Annotated in this window: 5 protein-coding genes; 1 reads left to right on the top strand and 4 read right to left on the bottom strand. The window is 75.3% G+C overall.

The window, feature by feature from the left end:
* Positions 1-16: 16 nt before the first annotated feature.
* From ACZ573_RS06690 to ACZ573_RS06705, 4 genes are all read right to left on the bottom strand, one after another.
* Positions 17-10525 (bottom strand): amino acid adenylation domain-containing protein, encoded by a 10509-nt coding sequence (locus tag ACZ573_RS06690; RefSeq protein ID WP_471299937.1) that lies wholly within the window; start codon positions 10523-10525, stop codon positions 17-19.
* Positions 10522-18372, bottom strand: a complete 7851-nt coding sequence (locus ACZ573_RS06695; protein WP_471299940.1) for an amino acid adenylation domain-containing protein — start codon at positions 18370-18372, stop codon at positions 10522-10524. Before ACZ573_RS06695 ends, ACZ573_RS06690 begins: the two co-directional genes overlap by 4 nt.
* An 88-nt stretch (positions 18373-18460) precedes the next feature.
* On the bottom strand, positions 18461-19648 hold the full coding sequence (locus ACZ573_RS06700; protein ID WP_471299943.1) for a helix-turn-helix transcriptional regulator: 1188 nt from the start codon (positions 19646-19648) through the stop codon (positions 18461-18463).
* 425 nt (positions 19649-20073) lie between these two features.
* Positions 20074-20841, bottom strand: coding sequence for a DeoR/GlpR family DNA-binding transcription regulator (locus ACZ573_RS06705; protein ID WP_471299946.1), 768 nt, complete (start codon positions 20839-20841; stop codon positions 20074-20076).
* Between the two features lie 170 nt (positions 20842-21011).
* Here ACZ573_RS06705 and ACZ573_RS06710 point away from each other — a divergent pair, with 170 nt between their 5' ends.
* Positions 21012-22238 (top strand): MFS transporter, encoded by a 1227-nt coding sequence (locus ACZ573_RS06710; RefSeq protein ID WP_471299950.1) that lies wholly within the window; start codon positions 21012-21014, stop codon positions 22236-22238.
* The last annotated feature ends 5 nt before the right edge of the window (positions 22239-22243 follow it).

The raw sequence follows: 22243 nt of genomic DNA on the forward strand, positions 1-22243 counted from the left end.
AGGGGCGTTACGCGGGTCAGAAGGGCAAGGCCGCGGCCAGCAGCTGCGCCAGGGCGGCGCAGTGCGGCGGGTCCACCAGGTCGTGGTGGTTGCCCGGGACCGCGGCCCGTACGACGGCGCCCGCGGTGCGCGGCCGCCAGGCCGCCGGGTCCACCAGCGGGGTCGCGAGCTCCGGATGGCGCTCGTCGACCGTGAAGAGATGCAGGCCGACGGCGAGTACAGCGTCCGTGCGGTAGGCCGCGGAGGCCGCCCCGTTCGCCTCGGCGACCCGCAGCAGCCGGCGCAGGGCCTGGGTGGGGGACGTCCGGGGGAGGGTGCCCTCCTCGCGGCCCCGGCGCACCAGGACGTCGAGCAGTTCCTCCTCGTCCAGTTCGCGCGCCGAGCCGGCGTCGATCCCGGCGGCGATGCCGTACCGCAGCAGATCCGGATCGCCCGGCCCGGCAGCCGTACCGCAACGGCTGCCAGCAGCCGCGCCCGGCGCCGCCGCGTCGATCAGGCCGAGGAAGGCGACCTCCTCACCGGCGGCCTCCAGCCGGGCCGCCATCTCGTAGGCCACCGTCCCGCCGAACGACCAGCCGGCGAGCAGGTACGGGCCGTGCGGCTGCTCCTCGCGCAGCGCGGCCAGATAGCGCTCGGCCATCTCGGGCACGTGCTCCAGCGGGGTCTCGCCGGTGTTGTAGCCCACCGACTCCAGGCCGAGGATCCGCCGGTCGCCCCCGGGACGGGCGGACAGGTCCCGCACCAGGTCCCGGTAGCAGACGACGTCGCCGCCCCGCGGGTGGACGAGGACCAGCGGCGGCCGGGACGGGTCCCCGTCGGCCAGCGGGACCAGCAGCCTGGCGGCGGCCGCCCCCGCGTCCGGCAGCGCCTCGCAGAGCAGCTCCACGGTGCGCCGGCGGAACACCAGGTTCAGCGGGAGTTCCACGCCGAACTCCCGGCGTACGGCGGCCATCAGGGCGAAGGCCTTGAGCGAGTGCCCGCCGAGCGCGAAGAAGTCGTCGCGCACCCCGATCGGGGCCGTCCCCAGGGTCTGTTCCCACAGCCGCGCCATCCGCAGCTCGGTCGTGTCGCGCGGGGCGGTCCGCCCCGCGCCACCGCCGCGCGCCGCGTCCGCCGAAGGGGCGGGCAGCGCCTTGCGGTCGAGCTTGCCGTTCGGGGTGAGCGGGAGCCGCTCCAGCGCGGTGAGGACGGCCGGGACCATGTACTCGGGCAGGTCCTGGCGCAGGAAGTCGCCGAGCTCGCGCACGTCGCCCGCCTCGTCCCGCCAGGTCACGTAGCCGGCCAGCACGGCGTCCACCCCCGTGCCGTGGACGGCCACGGCTGCCGCCAGCACCCGCGGGTGGCGTGCGAGCGCGGACTCGATCTCGCCGAGCTCCATGCGGTGGCCGCGCACCTTCACCTGACCGTCGGCCCGGCCCCGGTACTCCAGCCCGCCGTCCGCGAGCCGTCGTACGAGGTCACCCGTCCGGTACAGCCGTTCGCCCGCCGCGTACGGATCGGGCACGAACCGGTCCGCGGTCAGCGCCGGCCGCCCGTGGTAGCCGCGGGCCACCCCGTCGCCGCCGATGTACAGCTCGCCGAACACGCCTACCGGCACCGGGCGCAGGCCCGCGGCCAGCACGTGCAGCCGGGTGTTGGCGAGCGCCGAGCCGATCGGCACCGGCCCGTCGCCCACCGGTCCGGACAGCCGGTGCGCGGTGGACCAGACGGTGGTCTCCGTCGGCCCGTACACGTTCCAGACCGTGCCCAGCGCCGTACGCATCCGCTCGGCCAGGGCCGGCGGCAGCGCCTCGCCGCCGCACAGCGCCCGTACGCGGGGCGCCTGCCAGCCGGACTCCATCAGCTGGTGCCAGGTGGCCGGGGTGGCCTGGACGACCGTGACCGGCGCCGAGTCCAGCTCCTTCGCGAGCAGGGTGCCGTCCCGTGCGGTCTCCCGGTCGACGACCCGTACGGTGGCCCCGCACACGAGCGGGACCAGCAGCTCCAGCACGGCGATGTCGAAGGAGGCCGTGGTGACGGCCGCGACCGTGTCACCGGCCGTCAGCTCCAGCCTGCGCACCATGTCCCGGGCGAAGTTGGCCAGCGCCCGGTGCGGCACGGTGACCCCCTTCGGGCGGCCCGTCGAGCCCGAGGTGTACAGCGCGTACGCCAGCTGCTCCGGTGCCGGCGGCACGGGTGCGAAGTCGGCCCGCGCGCTCCCGTCCCCGGCCAGGGCGTCGAGGTCCACCACGGCGACCCCGTCCGGTGCCTGCGCGGCGCCGGAGCGCCCCGACACCACCAGTACCCGGGCGCCGCTGTCCGCGAGCATGTAGCCGATCCGGTCGGCCGGATACCCGGGGTCCACGGGCACGTACAGGCCGCCGGAGCGCAGCACGCCCAGCAGCGCCGCCGGCAGCAGCGCGGAACGCTCCGCGCACACGGCCACCGCCGTGTCCGGGCCCACGCCCAGCCGGGCGAGCTCCCGGGCCAGCCGGCCCGAGACCTCCCACAGCCCGGCGTACGTGAGCCTGCGCTCCCCGTCGTCCACGGCGACGGCCTCCGGAGTACGGGAGACCTGCTCACCGACGAGCACCGGCAGCGGCAGCTCGGACGCCGGCCCGGCGGTCCCGGCGCCCGCGCGCAGGATCCGGCGCTCCTCGGCCGGACCCATCAGGGGCAGCGCGCCCAGCGGGGTCGCGGGATCGGCCACCGCGGCCGTGAGCAGTTCGGCCAGTGCCGAGGTCATGCGCTCGACGGTCGCCCGGTCGAAGAGATCGGTGGCGAACACGGCCTCGCCGCGCAGCGCGCCCTCCTCCTCGACGAAGTACAGCGACAGATCGAACTTCGAGGCCCCGCTGGCCAGCGGGAGCGGTTCGACGTCCAGCCCGGGCGGTGCGGGCGGCGCGGCGGCCTCCTCGTCGAGCACCAGCATCACCTGGAACAGCGGGTTGCGGCTCAGGTCGCGCTCCGGCCGGACCTCCTCCACCAGACGCTCGAACGGCACCTCCTGGTGGGCGTAGGCCTCCAGGGCCGTCTCCCGGGCCCGGTCCAGCAGTTCACCGAAGGCCGGGTCGCCGGACAGCTCGGTGCGCAGCACCAGGCTGTTGACGAAGAAGCCGATGAGCGGCTCCAGTTCGGTGCGGTCACGGCCCGCGATGGGGGAGCCCACCGCCACGTCCTCGCTGCCCGACCAGCGGGCCAGCAGGGCCTGGAAGCCCGCCAGCAGCACCATGAACAAGGTGGCGTCGTGCCGCCGCCCCAGGTCGCGCAGCCCGCGCAGCAGCGGCTCGGGCAGCTCGAAGGAGAACTGCCCGCCGCGCCCGGACGGGGTGGCCGGCCGGGGCCGGTCGGTGGGCAGGTCCAGCGGGGCGAGCCCGGCCAGCCGCTCCCGCCAGTGGCCGAGGGTGTCCGCGAGGGCGTCACCGCTCAGCCGCTCGCGCTGCCAGGCCGCGAACTCGCGGTAGGAGACCGCGAGTTCCGGCAGCGGCTCGGCCCCTTCGAGGGTGCGGGCCCGGTAGGCGGCGAAGAACTCCCGCCAGAACACCCCCACCGACCAGCCGTCGAAGGCGATGTGATGGGCGACGATCACCAGCAGGTGCTCCCGCGGGGCGATCCGGACCAGACGGGCCCGCAGCGGGCCCGCCGCGGCCAGGTCGAAGGGCAGCGCCGCCTCGTGCGCCGCCAGCTCCCGCGCCCGCTCCCCGGCCGCCACCGCACCCAGCTCGGACAGGTCGGTGAAGGCGGGGGTGAACATCGAGACCGGACCGGGTACGACGCGGGCAGCGAAGGCCCCCTCGCCGCCGGACTCCCCGGACTCCCCGGACTCCCCGGACTCCTCGATCCGCGAGCGCAGCACCTCGTGCCGGGCGACGACGTCCGCCAGGGCCGCCAGGGCCGCTTCGGTGTCGAGCTCCCCGGTCAGCCGTACGGCCCCCGGCATGTTGTAGTCGGGGCGGCCGGGCTGCAGCCGGTCCAGCAGCCACAGCCGCTGCTGCCCGAAGGACAGCGGGCCGGGCCCCTCGGGCAGCGCGGGGATCACCGGTCCCGTCGCGCCCGCCGCGCCCAGCGAGGCCAGCGCCCGGGCGAGGTCCTCGGCCACCGGGTGGCGGAAGAGCAACTGCATCGGGATGTCCAGCTCCAGCAGGGCGCGCAGCCGGGAGATGACCCGGGTGGCGCGCAGGGAGTGCCCGCCGCGCTCGAAGAAGTGGTCACGGACCCCGATCGGGCCCTCGCCGAGCACCTCCTCCCAGACCTCGGTGACCGTCCGCTCCAGCGGCGTGCGCGGGGCGACGTGCGCCCGGTGCCCGCCGGCCGGACCGGACTCCGGCGCGGGCAGCGCCCTGCGGTCGGTCTTCCCGTTCGGGGTCAGCGGCAGCGCGTCCAGCGCCACCAGCGCGGACGGCACCATCGCGGTCGGCAGGGCCGCGCGTACGAAGTCCAGCACGGCGGCCGGATCACCGCTCCCGTCCCGCCACACCACGTACCCGGCGAGCAGCCGGTCGGCGCCCTCGCCGTGGGCTGCGGCGACCGCCCGGGCCACGTCGGGGTGGCGCAGCAGGGCGGCCTCGACCTCGCCGAGTTCGATGCGGTGGCCCCGGACCTTGACCTGGTTGTCGCGGCGGCCGTGGAACTCCAGCACGCCGTCGGAGCGCAGCCGCGCCAGGTCACCGGTGCGGTACATGCGCGCGCCGGGCGGCCCGTACGGGTCCGGCGGATAGGCCTCGGCGGTGCGGGCCGGATCGCCGAGGTAGCCGCGGGCCACCCCGCGTCCCGCGATGAACAGTTCACCGATCGCGCCCCGGGGCAGCGGTTCGAGGTGCTCACCGAGCACCAGCACCCGGGCGCCGGGCAGCGGCCGCCCGATGGGGATGCGGCCCGCCTCGATGTCGGCGTCCGTCACCACGTGGTAGGTGGTGGTGTTGGTGCACTCCGTCGGACCGTACTGGTTGACCAGCCGCAGCCGGCCGGGTACGCCCAGGGTGTGCGCGGCGCGGGCCAGTCCGGGTGTCAGTGCCTCACCGGTGGTCATCACCAGCCGCAGCGCCGCCGCGGGTTCGGTGACGGCGGCGACCAGCGGCTCCAGCATCGACGGGACGATCGACAGCAGCGCCGTGACGTCCTCGGCGTGCAGCAGCCGGGCCAGCGCGTCCGGGTCCCCGGCCTCGTCCTGCGAGGCCAGCACGATCCGCCCGCCGGTGGTCAGCGGCGCGAACAGGTCGCGTACCGACGGGTCGAAGGTCAGCGCGGTACGGGCGAGCACCGCGTCCTCGGGGCCGAGAGCGAAGGTGGCGGTCAGCGCCGCCAGATAGCCGGTGATCGCCGCGTGCGTGACGGCCACGCCCTTGGGGCGGCCGGTCGACCCGGAGGTGTACAGCAGGTAGGCGAGGTGCGCGGGGGAGGCGGGAGCGGCCGGCTCCGTCGCGGGCAGCGCGTCGACCAGCTCCCGCTCGGCGTCCAGGTCCAGGACCGGCAGGCCGCTCGTCACCCCCGCGGGCGGCCCGCCCGGCAGGCCCGCCGTCAGCACCAGGTGGGCGCCGCTGTCGGCGAGGACCGTGCGGATCCGCTCGGCCGGATGTCCCGCGTCGAGGGGCACGTAGGCGCCGCCGGCCTTCAGTACCGCCAGGACGCAGACCAGCATGCGCGGGTCGCGCCCGGCCAGTACGGCCACCCGGCTCTCGGGGCCGGTTCCGAGCTGCCGCAGGCGGTGGGCCAGCCGGTTGGCGGCCGCGTCGAGCTCCGCGTAGCCGAGGGTGGTGCCCTCGCAGGTCACGGCCGGGGCGTCCGGCCGCAGCCGGGCCTGTTCCGCCACCAGGGAGTGCAGGGTCCGGGCCGCCGGCCGGTCCGCCCGCGGCCCCGACTCCTCCCCGAGCAGAGCGGCGTGCTCCTGCGGGGACAGCACGTCCAGCCGGGACAGCGGCGCGTCCGGGGTCTCGGCCGCACCGGCCAGCAGCCGCAGGTAGTGGGCGCCGAACCGCTCGACCGTCGCCCGGTCGAAGAGGTCCGTCGCGTACTGGACGGTGCCGGTCAGACCGCCGGGGTGCTCGGTCATCGCGAGGCTGAGGTCGAACTTGGCCGTCCCGTTGGAGGTGTCCAGGCTCTCGACCTCCACACCGTCCAGCGGCAGCGCGTCGAGCTGCTCGGGGTGCAGCTGGAACAGCACGTCGAAGAGCGGGTTGCGGCTGAGGTCGCGCTCCGGCCGCAGCTCCTCCACCAGCCGGTCGAAGGGGACGTCCTGGTGCTCGTACGCGGCCAGCGCGGTCCGGCGCACCCGGCCCAGCAGCTCACCGAAGGCCGGGTCGCCCGACAGGTCGGTGCGCAGCACGAGGGTGTTGACGAAGAAGCCGACGAGCGGCTCCAGTTCGGTGCGGTCGCGGCCCGCGATGGGCGAGCCCACCGCGATGTCCGCCTGGCCGGTGTAGCGGGCCAGCAGCGCCTGGAAGCCGGCCAGCAGCACCATGAACAGGGTCGCCCCGCGCTCGCGGGCCAGCGCGCCGAGCCGCTCGGCGAGTTCGGCCGGGACCTCGAAGACGAAGGCGCCGCCCGCGCCCGAACGCACCTGCGGCCGCGGCCGGTCGGTGGGCAGCTCCAGGGCCGGGAGGCCGCTCAGGGCCGCCCGCCAGTGGGCGATGCCCGCGTCGGCCTCGCCGTCCGCCAGCCGGCGCTGCTGCCAGTACGCGAAGTCACCGTACTGGACCGGCAGTTCCGGCAGCGCGGGACGCTCGCCGCAGCGCAGGGCCGCGTAGGCCCCGGACAGCTCCCGCCAGAGCACCGGCATCGACCAGCCGTCGCCGACGGTGTGGTGCAGGACCAGGACGAGGAGGTGCTCGTCGTCCGCGACCCGCACCACGCGGGCCCGCAGCAGGGGAGCGGAGCCCAGGTCGAAGGGGGCGGCGGCGTCCGCGTGGGCCAGGCCCAGCGCCCGCGAGCGGGCCTCCTCGCGGGGCAGGTCCCCCAGGTCGGTCCGGACGGGGACGAAGACCTCGGGCGCCTCCACGGTCTGTACGGGGCCGCGCGGGCCCTCGGTGATCCGCGAGCGCAGCACCTCGTGCCGGGTCACCACCGCGCACAGCGCGGCGGCCAGCGCGTCGGCGTCCAGCGGGCCGCGCAGCCTGGCCGCGACGGGGATGTTGTAGTCGGGCCGGCCGGGCTGGAGCTGGTCCAGGAACCACAGCCGCTGCTGCGCGAACGACAGCGGCGCGGGCTCTCCGGCCGGCCGGGCGCCGATCGCGGTGACGGCGGCCCGGGCCGTGCCGGGGCCGTCGCCGCGCAGGGCGTCCAGCGCCGATGCGAACCGCTCCAGCGTCGGGTGCTCGAAGAGCAGCCGCAGCGGCACGCCGGTGCCCAGCCGGGCGCCGAGCCGCGACACGGCGCGGGTGGCCCGCAGGGAGTGGCCGCCGAGCGCGAAGAAGTCGTCGTGGCGGCCGATCCGCCCGGTGCCCAGCACCTCGCCCCATACGGCCGCGGCGAGTTCCTCGGTCCGCGTGGCCGGTGCGGCGAACTCGGCCCGGCGCACCCCCTCTTCGGGCGGCGCGGGCAGCGCACGCCGGTCCAGCTTGCCGTTCGGGGTCACCGGCAGGGCCGCGAGCGGCACGATCGCCGAGGGCAGCATGTACGCGGGCAGCCGCGCGGCGATGGCCCGGTGCAGCTCGGCCGGCTCGGCCACCTGCCCGTCCGAGGGCACCACGTAGGCGACGAGGCGCTGCTCACCGGGGGTGTCCTCGCGGACCACCACCGCGGCGTGCCCGATCTGCGGGCGGCGGGCCAGCTCGGCCTCGATCTCGCCCGGCTCGATCCGGTGGCCGCGGATCTTGACCTGCTGGTCGCCGCGGCCCAGGTAGTCGACGGTGCCGTCGGGGCGCCGCCGGGCCAGGTCGCCCGTCCGGTACATCCGGGCGCCCGGGGCGCCGTACGGGTCCGGGGTGAACTGCCGCGCGGTCAGCCCCGGCCGGCCCAGATAGCCGCGGGCCACGCCGGTGCCGCCGATGCACAGCTCGCCGACGGCGCCCTGCGGCACCGGGCGGCCGCGCGCGTCCAGGACGTACAGGCGGGTGTCGTCCAGGGCGGTGCCGATGGGGATCCGGCCGTCCACGACGGCCCCGGCGCGGGGGTCCAGCCGGTGGCCCGTGGCGAAGGTGGTCGCCTCGGTGGGCCCGTAGACGTTGACCAGCACGGTGTCCGGCGCCTGCTCCAGGGCCCGGGCGAAGGAGTGCGGGGAGGCGGCCTCGCCGCCCGTCCACACCTCCCGCACCCGCGCCAGAAGCTCCACGCACTCCTCGACCACCAGGTTGAACAGGGCGGCCGTCAGGAACAGGGACGTGATCCGATGCTCCTCCACCAGGGCGGCCAGGGCCGGGATGTCCACCCGGCCGGGCGGCGCCATGACCACCTGTCCGCCGGACAGCAGCGGCACCCACAGCTCGTAGGTCGAGGCGTCGAACGACAGCGGGGAGTGGGCCAGCACCCGCCGGTGCGCGGCGCCGAAGGCGGTGTCGCGGGCGAGCGCCGCGACGTTGGCGTGCGTGACGCCGATGCCCTTCGGCTCTCCCGTGGAACCGGAGGTGTACATCACGTACGCCAGCTGGTGCGGCGCGCAGGGCGGGTACGGGACCGGGCCGGACGGGACCCCGTCCGCCGGGGCGCTGACGTCGAGCACCGGCACGGGCGAGGTACGGACCGCCTCGTGGCCGGCCGTCGCCGGATCGGCGAGCAGCAGGCGGGCGCCGGTCCGCTCCAGCATCCAGTGCAGCCGCGCGACGGGGAACCCCTCGCCGAGCGGGACGTAGACCCCGCCGGCCTTCAGGACGGCCAGGATCGCCACCGGCAGGTGGACCGAGCGCTCCATCAGCAGGGCCACCGGGGTCTCGCGCCCCACCCCGGCCGCGGTCAGCCGGGCCGCCAGCAGGTCGGAGCGGGAGTCGAGCGCGGCGAAGGTGAGGCGGTCTGTGCCGCAGACCACGGCCTCGGCGCCGGGGGTACGCCGGACCTGCTCGGCGAACAGCTCGACCAGGGTGGCCGGGGCGAGGTCCGGGCGGACCGCGCCGTGGCCCTCGGCCGCGAGCCGGGCCGCGGTCGGGGCGGAGGGCAGCAGCTCGGCCACGGGGCGGTCGGGCTCCTCGGCGGCGGAGGCCAGCAGCTCCAGGTAGTGGCCGAGGAGGAGTCCGGCCGTGGCCCGGTCGAACAGGTCGGTGTCGAAGACGAGGGAGCCGGAGCAGGTCTCGGCGCCCTCGGAGACGAAGACGCTCAGGTCGAAGAGGGAACCGCCGAAGTCCGTCCGTACGGCCTGCGCGTCCAGGCCCGGCAGCCGCAGTCCGGCCGTCTCGTCCGGGGCCGACGCGAACATCACCTGGACGAGCGGGTTGCGGTCGCCGACCCGCTCGGGGCTCAGGTGCTCCACCAGCCGGTCGAAGGGCACCTCCTGGTGGTCGTACGCGTCCACCGTCGCCCGGCGGACCCGGCCGAGCAGCTCGCGGAACCCGGCGTCGCCCGACAGATCGGCGCGCAGCACCACGGTGTTGACGAAGAACCCGACGAGCGGCTCCAGTTCCACCCGGTCGCGGCCGGCCACCGGAGTGCCGACGGCGATGTCGGTGCGGCCGGCGCAGCGGGCCAGGGCCGCCTGGAAGCCGGCCAGCAGGGTCATGAACAGGGTGGCGCCGGCGCTTTCGGCGATCCCGCGCAGCCGTGCGGTGAGGCGGGCGTCGAGGGTGAAGTCCAGGCTCGCGCCGTCTCCGCTGCGGCGGGTGGGCCGGGGCCGGTCCGCGGGCAGTTCGAGGGGTTCCAGTCCCGCGAGACGCTCCTCCCACCAGCGCAGCTGCCCGTTCATCGCGCCGCTCGCGAACCGGTCGCGCTGGGTGCGGGCGTACGTCTGGTAGTCGAGGGGGAGCGGCGCCTGCGGGAGCGGCCGGTCCGCGAGCAGGGCCGCGTAGCCGGCGGAGAACTCCTGCCAGAGCAGGCCCATGGACCAGCCGTCGGTGGCGATGTGGTGGACCACCAGCACCAGCAGGTGGTCCTCCGCGCCCAGCCGGATCAGCAGGGCGCGCAGCAGCGGGCCCGCCGCGAGGTCGAAGGGTCTGCGGACCTCCTCCCGGGCCAGGGCGTGGGCCCGCTCCTCCAGTTCGGCGAGGGGGGCGCTGCCCAGGTCCAGCACCGGCAGCGGGACGGCCGCCGGCGCGGGCAGGACCACCGGGTGAGGGGCGCCGTCGCGCTCCTCGAAGACGGTGCGCAGCGGTGCGTGGCGGGCCACGACGGCCGTCAGGCTGCGGCGCAGCAGGTCGGGACGGACGGGGCCGCGCAGCCGCACGACCTCGGGGATCGCATAGCCGGGGGTGCCGTCCATCATCCGGTCCACCAGCCACATCCGCTCCTGGGCGAACGAGGCGACGGGCTCGCCGCCGAGGCCGTCGGCCGCCGGGGCCGGGGCCGCCGCGGTGGCCGGACCGGCCGCCGAGTCGTCGAGTGCGGCGCGCACCCGGCGGCGCAACAGTTCACGGGCGGCGGCCAGCCGGCTGTCCACGGCGGCGGCCGGCAGGCTGTCCTGGGTGGTCACGAGGTCTCTCCCTGAAGTACGAGTGAAGGAACGGCGTCGGCGGTGGCGGCGAACGGGGCCGGTTCGGCCTCCAGTTCGGCCAGCAGCACCGTCTCGACGGCGGTGGCGAGGGCGGCGACGGTCCGCTGTTCGAAGAGGGTGTGCAGGGGCAGGTCCAGGCCGAGGGACTGGCGCAGCCGGGCCGCCACCCGGGTGGCGCTCAGCGAGTGCCCGCCGAGGGCGAAGAAGTCGTCGTGGCGGCCGATCCGCGGCGCGTCCAGTACGGAGGCCCACACCAGGGCGACCAGTTCCTCGGTCTCCCCGGCGGGCGGCTCGTAGCCGGTGGCGGCGGCCGCCGCGGCGGGCGCCGGGAGCGCCCTGCGGTCGAGCTTGCCGTTCGCCGTGACGGGCAGCCCGTCCACGACCACGAGCACCGGAACCATGTACTCCGGGAGGGAGCGGGCCAGTTCGGCGCGCATCGCCTCCGGGTCGGGGCCGGGGTCGGAGGCCGCATCCGGGCCGGCCTCCGGAACGACGTACCCGACGAGCCTGCGCTCGCCCGGCACGTCCTCGCGGACCACGACCGCGGCCCGCCCGACACCGGGGAGGCGGCCCAGCGCCGTCTCGATCTCGCCGAGTTCGATCCGGAAGCCGTGGATCTTCACCTGGTCGTCCGTGCGCCCCAGGTACTCCACCGAGCCGTCGGCCCGATGGCGGGCCAGGTCGCCGGTGCGGTACATGCGCGAGCCCGGCGGGCCGAACGGGGCCGGCGGGAAGCGCTCCGCGGTCAGCGCCGGGCGGCGCAGGTACCCGCGGGCGAGGCCCGCGCCGGCCAGGAACAGCTCGCCCGCGACCCCCACCGGGACGGGACGCCCCCGCGGGTCGAGCACGTACAGCGAGGTGTTCCAGATGGGCCGGCCGATCGGCACGGGCCCGCTCTCCTCGCGGAGGCAGTCCCAGTGCGTGACGTCCACGGCCGCCTCCGTGGGCCCGTACAGGTTGTGCAGGGGCACGTCGAGCACGTCGAGGAAGCGGTTCTTCAGCTCCTCCGGCAGGGCCTCGCCACTGCACACGACCCGGCGCAGCGACCGGCAGCGGCCCGCCTGCGGATCCTCCACGAACGCGGCCAGCATCGACGGGACGAAGTGGACGGTGGTGACCGCCTGCTGCTGGATCACCCGGGTGAGGTAGGCGGGATCCTTGTGCCCGCCGGGCTCGGCGACCACCAGGGCCGCGCCGGTCAGCAGCGGCCAGAAGAACTCCCACACCGAGACGTCGAAGCCGAACGGGGTCTTCTGGAGCACCCGGTCGTCCGCGCCCAGCCGGTAGCGGTCCTGCATCCACAGCAGCCGGTTGACGATGGCCGAGTGCTCCACGACGACGGCCTTGGGCCGCCCCGTCGACCCGGACGTGTAGATCACGTACGCGGGGTGCGAGGGCAGCGGCGCCGGCCCCGCCGCACCGGCGCTCCCGTCGTGGACGGCCCCCGGATCCAGCCGGGGCAGCTCCGCCGTGGCCGGCAGCGCCGCCGCCACCTCCTCGTCCGCGAGCAGCAGGACTGGCTCGGCGTCGGACAGCAGGTACGCGATCCGGTCCGCGGGCAGCGAGGGGTCCACCGGCAGATAGGCGGCCCCCGACTTCAGCACGGCCAGCAGCGAGACCACCATCTCGGTGGAGCGGTGCAGGGCGACTGCGACGATCCGCTCCGGACCGGCGCCCCGGGCGCGCAGCCGGCGGGCCAGCCGCTCGGCACGGGCGTCGAGTTCGGCGTACGACAGGCGCTCGTCCCGGAAGACGGTGGCCGGGGCGCCGGGCGTCCGGGCCACCTGCCGCGCGAACAGCTCCACCAGAGTGGTGTCGGGGACGGGCACGGCGGTGGCGCTCCACTCCCGGATCAGCCGGTGCTGCTCCTCCGAGAGCAGGTCCACCTCCCCGACCGGGGTGGAGGGGGCGTCGGCGACGGCCGTCAGCAGCCGCTCCAGCGCCTCGCCCAGGCTGCGCGCCGTCCGCGCGTCGAGGACGTCCGCGCGGTGGTCGAGGTGCAGCCGCAGCCGCTCCCCGGGCAGCACGATGAGGTTGACGGTGTAGTGGGTGGCGTCCGAGCCCTCCACCCCGGTCAGCCGTGGCCCGCCGGCCAGGTCCCGCATCGACTCCAGGTCGAGCGGATAGTTCTCGACGACGACCGTGGTGTCGAAGAGGGCGCCCAGCCCCGCCGCCCGCTGGATGCCGGCGAGTCCGACGTGCTGGTGGTCCATCAGCTCGGCCTGCTCGTCCTGGAACCGGGCCAGCGCGGCCAGCAGCGGCTCGCCCTCCCGGATCCGGAAGCGCACGGGCAGGGTGTTGATCAGCAGGCCGACCATGTCCTCGATGCCCGCGACGTCCGCGGTCCGCCCGGAGACGGTCCCGCCGAACACCACGTCGTCGCGTCCGGTCACCCGGCCCAGCAGCACCGCCCAGAGGCCCTGGACGACGCTGTTGAGGGTGACGCCCGCGGTCCGGGCCCGCGCGGTGAGCCGTTCCGTCAGCTCCGGCGAGAGCTCCACCGAGACCCGCTCGGGCAGCGCGTCGATCCGGTTCGGGTCGGCCGCGCCCAGCAGGGTCGGCTCCTCGAGCCCGGCGAGCGCACCGCTCCACGCGGCCTCGGCGGCGCCGTCGTCCTGGCGGGCCAGCCAGTCCAGGTGCGAGCGGTACGGGACCCCTTCCGTGACGGGACCGGTCTCCCCGGGCTCGCGGGACGCGGCGTGTGCTGCGTGCTCGGCGTATCCGGTGAGCAGCTCGCGCAGCAGCACCGCCGAGGACCAGCCGTCCCAGACGATGTGGTGGTTCGTCATGACCAGCCGGTGCTCGTCCGCGCCGAACCGGACCAGGGTGAAGCGCACCAGCGGCGGCCGCTCCAGGTCGAAGCGGCGGGCCCGGTCGGCCGCGAGCAGCCGCTCCCACTCCCGCTGCCGGTCCGCGGACCCGAGTCCGCCCAGGTCCACGGCCTCCCACGGCGCTCCGGCGGACTCGACGACGATCTGCACCGGCCGGTCCAGACTCTGGTCGGTGAAGGCGGAGCGCAGCGCGGTGTGGCGGCGCAGCAGCCGGTCACAGGCCGTCCGCAGGGTGTCCGCGTCCAGGGGGCCGTCCAGGGTGAGGACGATCTGGCCGGTGTAGGCGTCCATCGCGCCCGTGTCGAAGGCCGAGTGGAAGAACAGACCCTCCTGGAGCGGCGAGAGCGGCAGCACGTCGGCGAGGCCCGCGTAGCGTGCGGCCAGCGCGTCCGTCTCCGGCTGCGTCAGCGGGACCAGCGGCAGGTCGCGGGGGGTGAGGCGGCGCGGTCGCGGGGCGCCCGTCCAGTTCGCGAGCAGGCGCAGGGCCTCGCCCCAGGCCGCCACCAGGGAGTCCGCCTCGGCGTCGGTCAGCAGGGCCCGCGGATGGGTGACGACCGCGGTGAAGGAGGGGCCCTCGGCGCCGTCCACGGCCAGGGCGTCGATCTGCAGGGCGTGTTCGACGGGCATCGCCGGATCCACGTCGGCCCGCAGTCCGCCCGCCTCGGGCGCAGGGCTCCAGGGCGCCTCGTCCCCGCCGGAGAACCGGCCCAGGTAGTTGAACAGGACCCGGGGGCGCGGGAGTCCGGACAGCTGCGCGGCGCTCTGCGGATCGAGCCGGCTTAGCAGGCCGAAGCCCGTGCCGTGGTCCGGTACGGAGGCGACCGCCGTGTGGATCCGCGCGACCAGCTCGGCGAGGGCGTCGCCGCCCCGGGCCGCCGCGTCCAGGTCGAGGCCGTCCAGGCCGAACCGGACCGGGTACTGGGTGGTGAACCATCCGACCGTGCGCGCCAGGTCGTGGCGGCCGGTGCGGTCGGCACGGCCGTGGCCCTCCAGGTCGACGAGCAACGGCCCCGGAGCGGTACCGGGGGAGCGCAGGCGGTGCGCCGCGAGGACCAGCCCCGCGAGCAGCACCTCGGCCGGACCGGTGCGCAGTGCGCCGGGCACCTTGGCCAGCAGCGGGCCGGCGACCTCGGCGGGCAGGCCGAGCTCCACCGTGCGGGTGGTGCCCGCGGTGTCCCGCACCGGGTCGGGGACCCGGTGCCACGGCTCCCGCGGGTCCGGGCCGGCCCCGGAAGTCTCCAGCGTCGAGCGCCAGAAGGGGAGTTCGGAGCGGACCTCCGGGGAACGCGCCAGGAGTTCGAGGTGGTGGGCCCAGGCCCGGAACGAGACCTCCCCGTCCGCGGCCGGAAGCGGACGCCCGGCGACGGCGGCCTCCCAGGCCGCGGCCAGGTCCGCCGTCAGGATCCGCCAGGACACCCCGTCCACGGCCAGGTGGTGCACGCACAGCAGCAGCCGGTCCGGCGACGCCCCGCCGGCGTCGAACCGGACCGCCCTCAGCATCACCGAGGCAGCCGGGTCCAGTTGCCCGGCCGCCTCCCGCGCCGTCTGCGCCACGATCGCGGCACGGGCGGACGCGTCCGACCCCGCCACGCCGACCGTGCGGTACAGCTGGGACACGTCGACCGAACCGGGCTCGCCGACCGTGCACAGCGGGCCCTCCGGTCCGGTGGTCACGCCCAGGCGCAGCGCCCCGTGCCGGTCCACCACCGACTGCAGGACCCGTACGAGCGTGGCGTCGTCCGCGCCCTCGGGGAGGGCCAGCACCATGGACTGGCTGAAGCGCCCGACCGGGCCCGGACCGTCGAGGAGCCAGCGCATGACCGGGGTCGCGGGGAGCGGACCGTGCTCCGCGACGGCAGGACCGGCGGCCCGGGAGGCTCCGTGGCCCGGTTCGCCGACGGCCGCGGCGAGGGCGGCCGCCGTCTTGTGCGCGAACACCTCGCGCAGGGTGAAGGAGAAGCCCCGCGCCCGTGCCCGGCTGGTCAGGCCGAGCGCGGTGATGCTGTCGCCGCCGAGCTCGAAGAAGTTGTCGTCCGGGGTGGCGGTGGTGCCGAGCGCCTCGGAGAACAGCGCCGCGAGGGTGAGCTCGGTGGCGCCGTACGCCCGCCCGGGACGCTCCGGACGGTCCGCGGCCTCGGGTACGTGGAGCCGCGCGCGGTCCACCTTGCCGCCCGCGGTGAGCGGCAGCCGGTCCACCGCGACGAAGGTACGGGGCACCATGTAGCCCGGCAGGACCCGGCCCAACTCCGCTGCCAGCAGCTCCGGTTCGGGCTCCGGGTCGCCGTCGGCCGGCGGCGCCACGAAGGCGACGAGCCGCCGGGCTCCCCCCGCGGGGGCGTGCACCACGACCGCGGCCTGCCCCACCGAGGGCTGCCGGCCGAGCACCGCCTCGATCTCGCCCAGTTCGATCCGGTGTCCGTTGATCTTGACCTGTCGGTCCACCCGCCCGAGGAACTCCAGTTCGCCCCGCGCCGACCAGCGCACGAGGTCGCCCGTCCGGTACATCCGCGCACCGGGAACGCCGGAGAAGGGGTCGGGCACGAAGCGGTCGGCCGTCATGGCCGCGCGCCCCGCGTACCCCTGGGCCAGACCGGCACCGGCCACGCACAGCTCGCCGGTCGCTCCCGGGGGCAGCAGCCGCAGCGCCCGGTCGACCACGTACGCGCGGTGGTTGGCCATCGGACGGCCGATCGGCGGGATCCGGCCGTGCGAGGGCGGAACCACCCGGTGCATGGTCACGGACACGGCGGCCTCGGTGGGCCCGTACGCGTTCCAGACCTCGCGGCCGTCCGCCGCCCAGCGGTCGACGGCGTCCCCCGACGGGGCCTCGCCGCCCGTGGACAGGAACCGCAGCGCGGGCAGCGCGGCCGGGTCCAGCAGCGGCAGGAGCGCCGGCGGCAGGTCGGCGACGGTCACCGCGTGCTCGGCGAGCAGGGCCTGGAGGCGGTCGACGTCGACCCGTTCGGTGTCGGTGGCGAGGACCAGGGTGGAGCCGCTCAGCAGCGCGCCGAAGACGTCCAGGACCGACACGTCGAAGGAGAGCGAGGCGAAGCCGAGGAACCGCTCCGTGCGACCGGATCCGTGGCGGTCGCCCGCGCCGCACAGGGCGAGGTGGCCGCGGACGAAGTCGACCGCCGCCGCGTGCGGGACGACGACGCCCTTCGGCTCGCCCGTACTGCCCGAGGTGTAGAGCAGGTACGCGGCGGACGCCGCCGGCACCGCTGCGCCCGCCCGGTCGCCGCCGCCGCGGATCCCGTCGGTCACCGCTCCCGCGTCGACCACGGACGGGAGGCCGTGCGGCAGCCGGCCGAGGCCGCCCGGCCCGGCGACGACCGTGCGCAGCCCCGCGTCGCGCACGATGTAGGCGATGCGCTCCGGCGGCAGGCCGGGGTCGAGCGGTACGTAGCAGCCGCCCGCCTTCAGGACGCCGAGCAGGGCCGCGACCATCGAGGGCGAGCGCTCGACGCACACGCCGACCGGCGTGCCCGGTTCCACGTCCGGCCGCAGCCGGTCCGCGATGTCCTGGGCCCAGGCGTCGAGTTCCCGGTAGGTGACCTCCTGGCCGGCGCAGATGACGGCGACCTTCTCGGGTGTGCGCGCCGCCTCCCGCTCGAAGAGCGTGTGCAGCGTCCCGTCGCCGGGCGCCGGGTCGGCGCCGCCCTCGGCGAAGGCGGCGAGGCGCTCCTCGTCCTCGGCGGTCAGGAAGGGCAGCGAGCCGACCGGGGTTTCGTCGCCGGCCGTGGCGAGCGCGAGCAGGAAGCGGGTGAACCGCACGCGCAGCGCGTCGAGTTCGTCCGGGCCGATGTCGGCGGCGTCGCCCTCGGCCTGCACGGTCAGCGGGCTGTCGCCGCCGCGGTCGTAGACGTTCAGGGAGACGTGCTCCACCGGGCCGACCGAGAGGTTGTGCGCGGTGGCGGGAGCACCGGCGAAGGACAGCTCGTAGTCGAAGGACATGAGGTTGACGGCGGCGTCCCACAGCCGGGGCCCGGTCCCGGTGATCGCTTCGATCCGGTGACGCTGGTGGCGCAGGGCCTCTTTGATGCCGGCGGAGGTGCTGCGCAGCAGTTCGCCGACCGTGGTGTCGCCGGTCACCGCCAGCCGCAGCGGCAGGACCTTGGAGAACATGCCGGGTGTCCGGCGGGCGTCCGGGGTGGTGCGGCCGGTGACCGGCAGGCCCAGGACCACGTCCTCGGTGGCGCCCGCGCGGTGCAGGTGGGCGGCGGCCGCGGCCATCACCAGCGCCGACCAGCGCGTGCCGTGCCGGCGCGCGGCGTCGCGCAGGGTACGGGCGTCGGCGGGGTCGAGCTCGCCGCTCACCCGCACCGCCGTACCCGAAGCGGGTGCCGGGACGCTGCCGGTGAAGGACACGGGCTCGGGGGCGCCCGCCAGCCGCGCCCGCCAGAACTCCCGGTCCGCCGCGAACCGTTCGGAGCGGGCGTACTCCTCCTCCTCGCCCACGATCCGTTCCCACGGCGTGCTCTCGGGGGCCGGTACGGGCTCTCCCGCGACCAGTGCCGAGTACACCTCCGCGGTCCGCCGCGCGAGGATCGAGCCGGTGACCCCGTCCGCGACGAGGTGGTGGTAGCCCTGCATCCAGCGGTACGTCGCCGGACCGGTCCGCACCAGAAGGTGCCGGCTCACGTCGCCGGTCGCCAGGTCCGTGGGCCGGGCCAGCTCGGCGCGCATCAGCCGCTCGGACGCGGCGTCCGGGTCCGGGTGGTCGCTGACGTCGACCGTCGCCATCCGCAGCGGCGGCGGACCGGCGGGTATCTGGCACACCACCCCGTCCACCTCGGCGAAGCGGACGCACAGCGTCTCGGTTCCGGCCACCATCGTGCGCACCGCCTCGGCGAGCAGCTCCGGATCCACCGCCCCGCGGATCTCCAGGTACTCGGCGATGGTGTAGTCGAGGCGGGCGGGGTCGAGCTGCTGTGCGAACCAGACGCCGTTCTGCGGCGGGGTCAGGGGCAGCGGCCCGCGGTCGTGAGTGGCCATGCGGTGGTCAGTCTCCTCAGTCGGATCGGTCGATCAACGACGACGTGAGGCCACTGTCCGCGACGGCCGGACGGTCCCGAAAGTCCCACTAATACGCCTCTTGACGACGCCCGATCCGCTCGGAGAAGTCTTCGGTACCGCGATCCCGTGACAGGTGGATCCAGGTGGCGCGGTCCACGGAGCATGCCGGGGACCCGGGAGGAGCCGGCGCGGGTACCGGGCCTGACATCGATGTCGGGACGTCCGTGCGGGCGGTCTCCGGACCGTCGGGTCCGAGCAGCCCGTGCCGGTGGGCCAGGTAGCCGAGCTGGAAGCGGCTCGTCGCGCCGAGCTGGCGCATGATGGCGGAGACGTGACGCTGGCAGGTGCGCACCGAGATGCCGAGGGCGCGGGCCGTGGCGCGGTCGTCGTCGCCCCGCATCAGGTGCTGCAGTACGGATCGTTTCGCCTGGTCGGCGACGTCCTGGATGAAGGCCTTCTCACGGGGCTTGCCGATGCGTTCACCCGTCGCCCACAGCAGGTCGAACATCTCGGCGACGAACGCGACCAGGTCCGGGCTGCGGACGAGCAGGGCCCCGCCCGCCGTATCCGGCAGCGGGAGGGCCAGCAGGGAACGGTCGAAGACCAGGCACCGGGCCAGGCCGCCGGAGACCGTCCGCGCCTCGGCCCCGAGTGCCGCCAGCTCCGCCTCGTACCGCACGGTCGGCGGGTCGAACCGGGCCGAGTGCTGGTACAGCGTGCGGACGGGGACGCCACGGGAGAGCAGGTCCCGGTGCCGGGCGCGGGCGCGGCGCAGTTCGGCCTCGGGCAGGGGGCCGCCCGGCTGGGCGCAGAGCACCTCCTGCGTGCACGCGGCGGCCTGCCGGTCGAGGATGGGCCGGAGTTCGGCCGCCGACTCGATGCGCTCCAGCGGCGGTCCCTCCAGGGTGCGTTGGCGTGCGGCGTGCACGATGGCCAGTTCCGCGAGCTGCCCCCGCATGCGCAGCAGGTCGAGCTGGGCCCCCTGGACGCGTTCCTCCCACCGCTTGAGCAACCGCGCGGACACGTCCGTGGGGTTGGTGGCTGCAAAGCAGTCGGGGCCGATCTGCTGGACCAGGCCGCTGGAGACGAGGGCGTCGAGGGTCCGGGCCATGGCGGCGGGTTCCGCCCGGGCGAGCACCTGGCTTCTCTGGAGGGGGCCGTGTTCTGCGAACTCCCGGTAGAGGTCCATCTCCTCGGACGTGAGCTCCCGGGGTCGGTCACGGTCGTGCGGGCGGTTCGGCGCGCCTGGTTTCATTTCGCTGCCCTCTCGTTCGCATCCGTCGCGATCGCGATGCTAGGAGACTCCGCTCCGGCCCGCCGCCCCAGGAACGTGTATCGGACATGCTTCCTGTGTGCGGGCCTTGAGGGGAGGCCGGTGCAAGATCCTTGATCCACGGCGGAATTCGGCGGCGAGGGCGGGGCGGCGCGCCGGAGGACGTGCCTCCGCCGGGATGGCCGGAACACGTAGGCTGCGCCTGAAAGTTGCAGCAATTTCTTGCTGTCGTCTTTCCGACAGTCGGTAAGACGACGGTCGCCCCCCATTGGCGGGCGGCCGCTTCCCCCTCGATGCTGGGACGGGGCGCGCCGATCGGGGATGCGCACCGTGCAGGAAAGGCGCGTTCGCATGGATCCCAGACGACCGGCGGGCCCCGCCCACCGGGGCCCCCGAGGCCGGCCGGCTCAGTCGTCCGCCGGGTGGACCACCTCGACCCCCTGGTCGCGCAGCACCTCGACCGCGGGGGAGTCCGCGGGGGCGTCCGTCACGACGAGGGCGATCTCCTCCATGGAGCAGATGCGGCCCAGCGCCGCACGGCCGATCTTGTCGGCGGTCGCGACGAGGATCACGCGCTGCGCCGCGGCGACGGCCGCCCGCTTCACCTGTACGTCGTCGAGGTTGTAGGCGGTGGCGCCCTGGACGGGGTCGACCCCGCAGCAGCCCAGGATGAACGTGTCGAAGCACAGGTCCTTGAAGGTCTGCACGGGCGTGTGGCCGTAGAAGGACAGCTCCTCGGGGCGTACCTGTCCGCCGGGCATCACCAGTTGGATGCCGGGATACGCGGACAGCGTGAAGGCGGCGTGCAGTGAGAGGGGTGCGACGGTGAGCTGGCGGTCCGCCATGGCCTTGGCGATGGCCACGGCGGTCGTGCCCGTGTCCAGCGCGACCGTCTCGCCGTCCGTGAGCAGTTCGACCACGGCGCGCGCGAGCCGTTCCTTGGCCTGCGCTCCGGACATGGCCCGGATCGCGTAGGGGGGCTCGACGCCGCCGGGCAGGCTGCTCACCGCCCCGCCGCGCACGCGGCGCAGCGCTCCCCGGGACTCCAGTACCTCCAGGTCCCGGCGGATGGTCATCTCGGACGCCCCGGTGGCCTGGGCCAGCTCGGCCACCGTCGCGCGGTTCTGCTGCATGAGCAGTCCCACGACGAACTTGTGCCTCTCCATCACGTTCATGTGTCTGCTTTTAGCACAGAGGGCGGCCGAGAGCCGTCCGGATGCGCCTTTCGAACATTCAAACTGTTGAAACGAACATCTGTGATGTGTAGCGTGAGCGGAGTAGTGGGAACTTCCTGCTTTTGTGAACGTCGATTGTGTTCATTCGGCCGTGACCGATGAGGAGAGCCATGACCGCCACCCGTGAGGCCGACCTGCCAGAAGGGGGGAAGCCCCTGCTCACCACCGTCGCGATCGTCGCCTCGTGCCTGGCGTTCGTGGTGATCGGCGCCCTCCAGGCGCTCTACGGCCCGGCGATCCCGGCCCTGCGGGACGAGTTCGGCATCAGCCCGGCCGTGGCCGGGCTCAGCCTCAGCGCCCACTTCGTCGGCGCCCTCCTCGGGGTGCTGATCTACCACCTCCTGCGGGGCCGCCTGAACAACCGGGTGCTGCTCGGCGGGTCCTACGTGCTGATGGCCGTCGGCGCGGGCGCCTTCGCCTTCTCCCCGAGCTGGACCCTCGCCCTCGCCGGCACCTTCGTCATCGGCCTGGGCTTCGGCGGCATCGACTACGGCCTCAACCAGCTCTTCGCCGTCGGCTTCGGCCACCGCAGCACCGCCATGCTCAACCTGCTGAACGGCCACTTCGGCATCGGCGCGATCGCCGGCCCCGCCCTGATCGGCTGGCTCGGGGCGGACAACTATCCGGAGATCTTCATCGGCACCGGCGTGATCAGCCTGCTGATCCTCGTCACCCTCGGCGGGGTGGCCGCCCGCGAGCCGGCCCCCGCCCCCGCCGAGGGCACCCCGGCAGGAGGCGCCCGGGTACTTCCGATCATCGCGGTGTTCATCGGCGTCTACGTCCTGCACGTCGCCATCGAGACCGGCGTCGGCGGCTGGGAGCCCACCCACCTCGAAGCCGTCGGATACGGCGCCGCCACCGCAGCGACCGCGACCTCCGCCTACTGGGCCGCCATGACCATCGGCCGGTTCGTCGCCGCGCCGATCAGCCTGCGCTGGTCCGCGCCGTCGATCCTCCTCGTCTGCTGCGTCGGCATGGCCGGCTTCCTCCTCCTGGCGACGGTCCCGGCGCTCGCCCCGTACGCGTACTTCGGCGTCGGCCTGATGATCGCGCCGATCTTCCCGACCTGCCTGCCCTGGCTGAACCGCGCCGTCCCCGGCGTCGGCGCCGCCGGCGCCTATGTGATCGCCGCCTCGATGATCGGCGGCGTGGCGTTCCCGCCCCTGCTGGGCGCCGTCATCGACACGATGGAGGTGAAGACGGTGCCGCTGCTGCTGTTCCTGCTCGCCGTCATCTGCGGCGTGCTGAGCCTGTGGCTGCGCCGCAACGCCCCCGACCCCGGTGGCGTGCCCGGCCCGCGCGACTCCGGGCGTACGGACGCCGTCACCACACTCTGAACCCG

Source organism: Streptomyces sp. NPDC040545 (assembly GCF_055595065.1).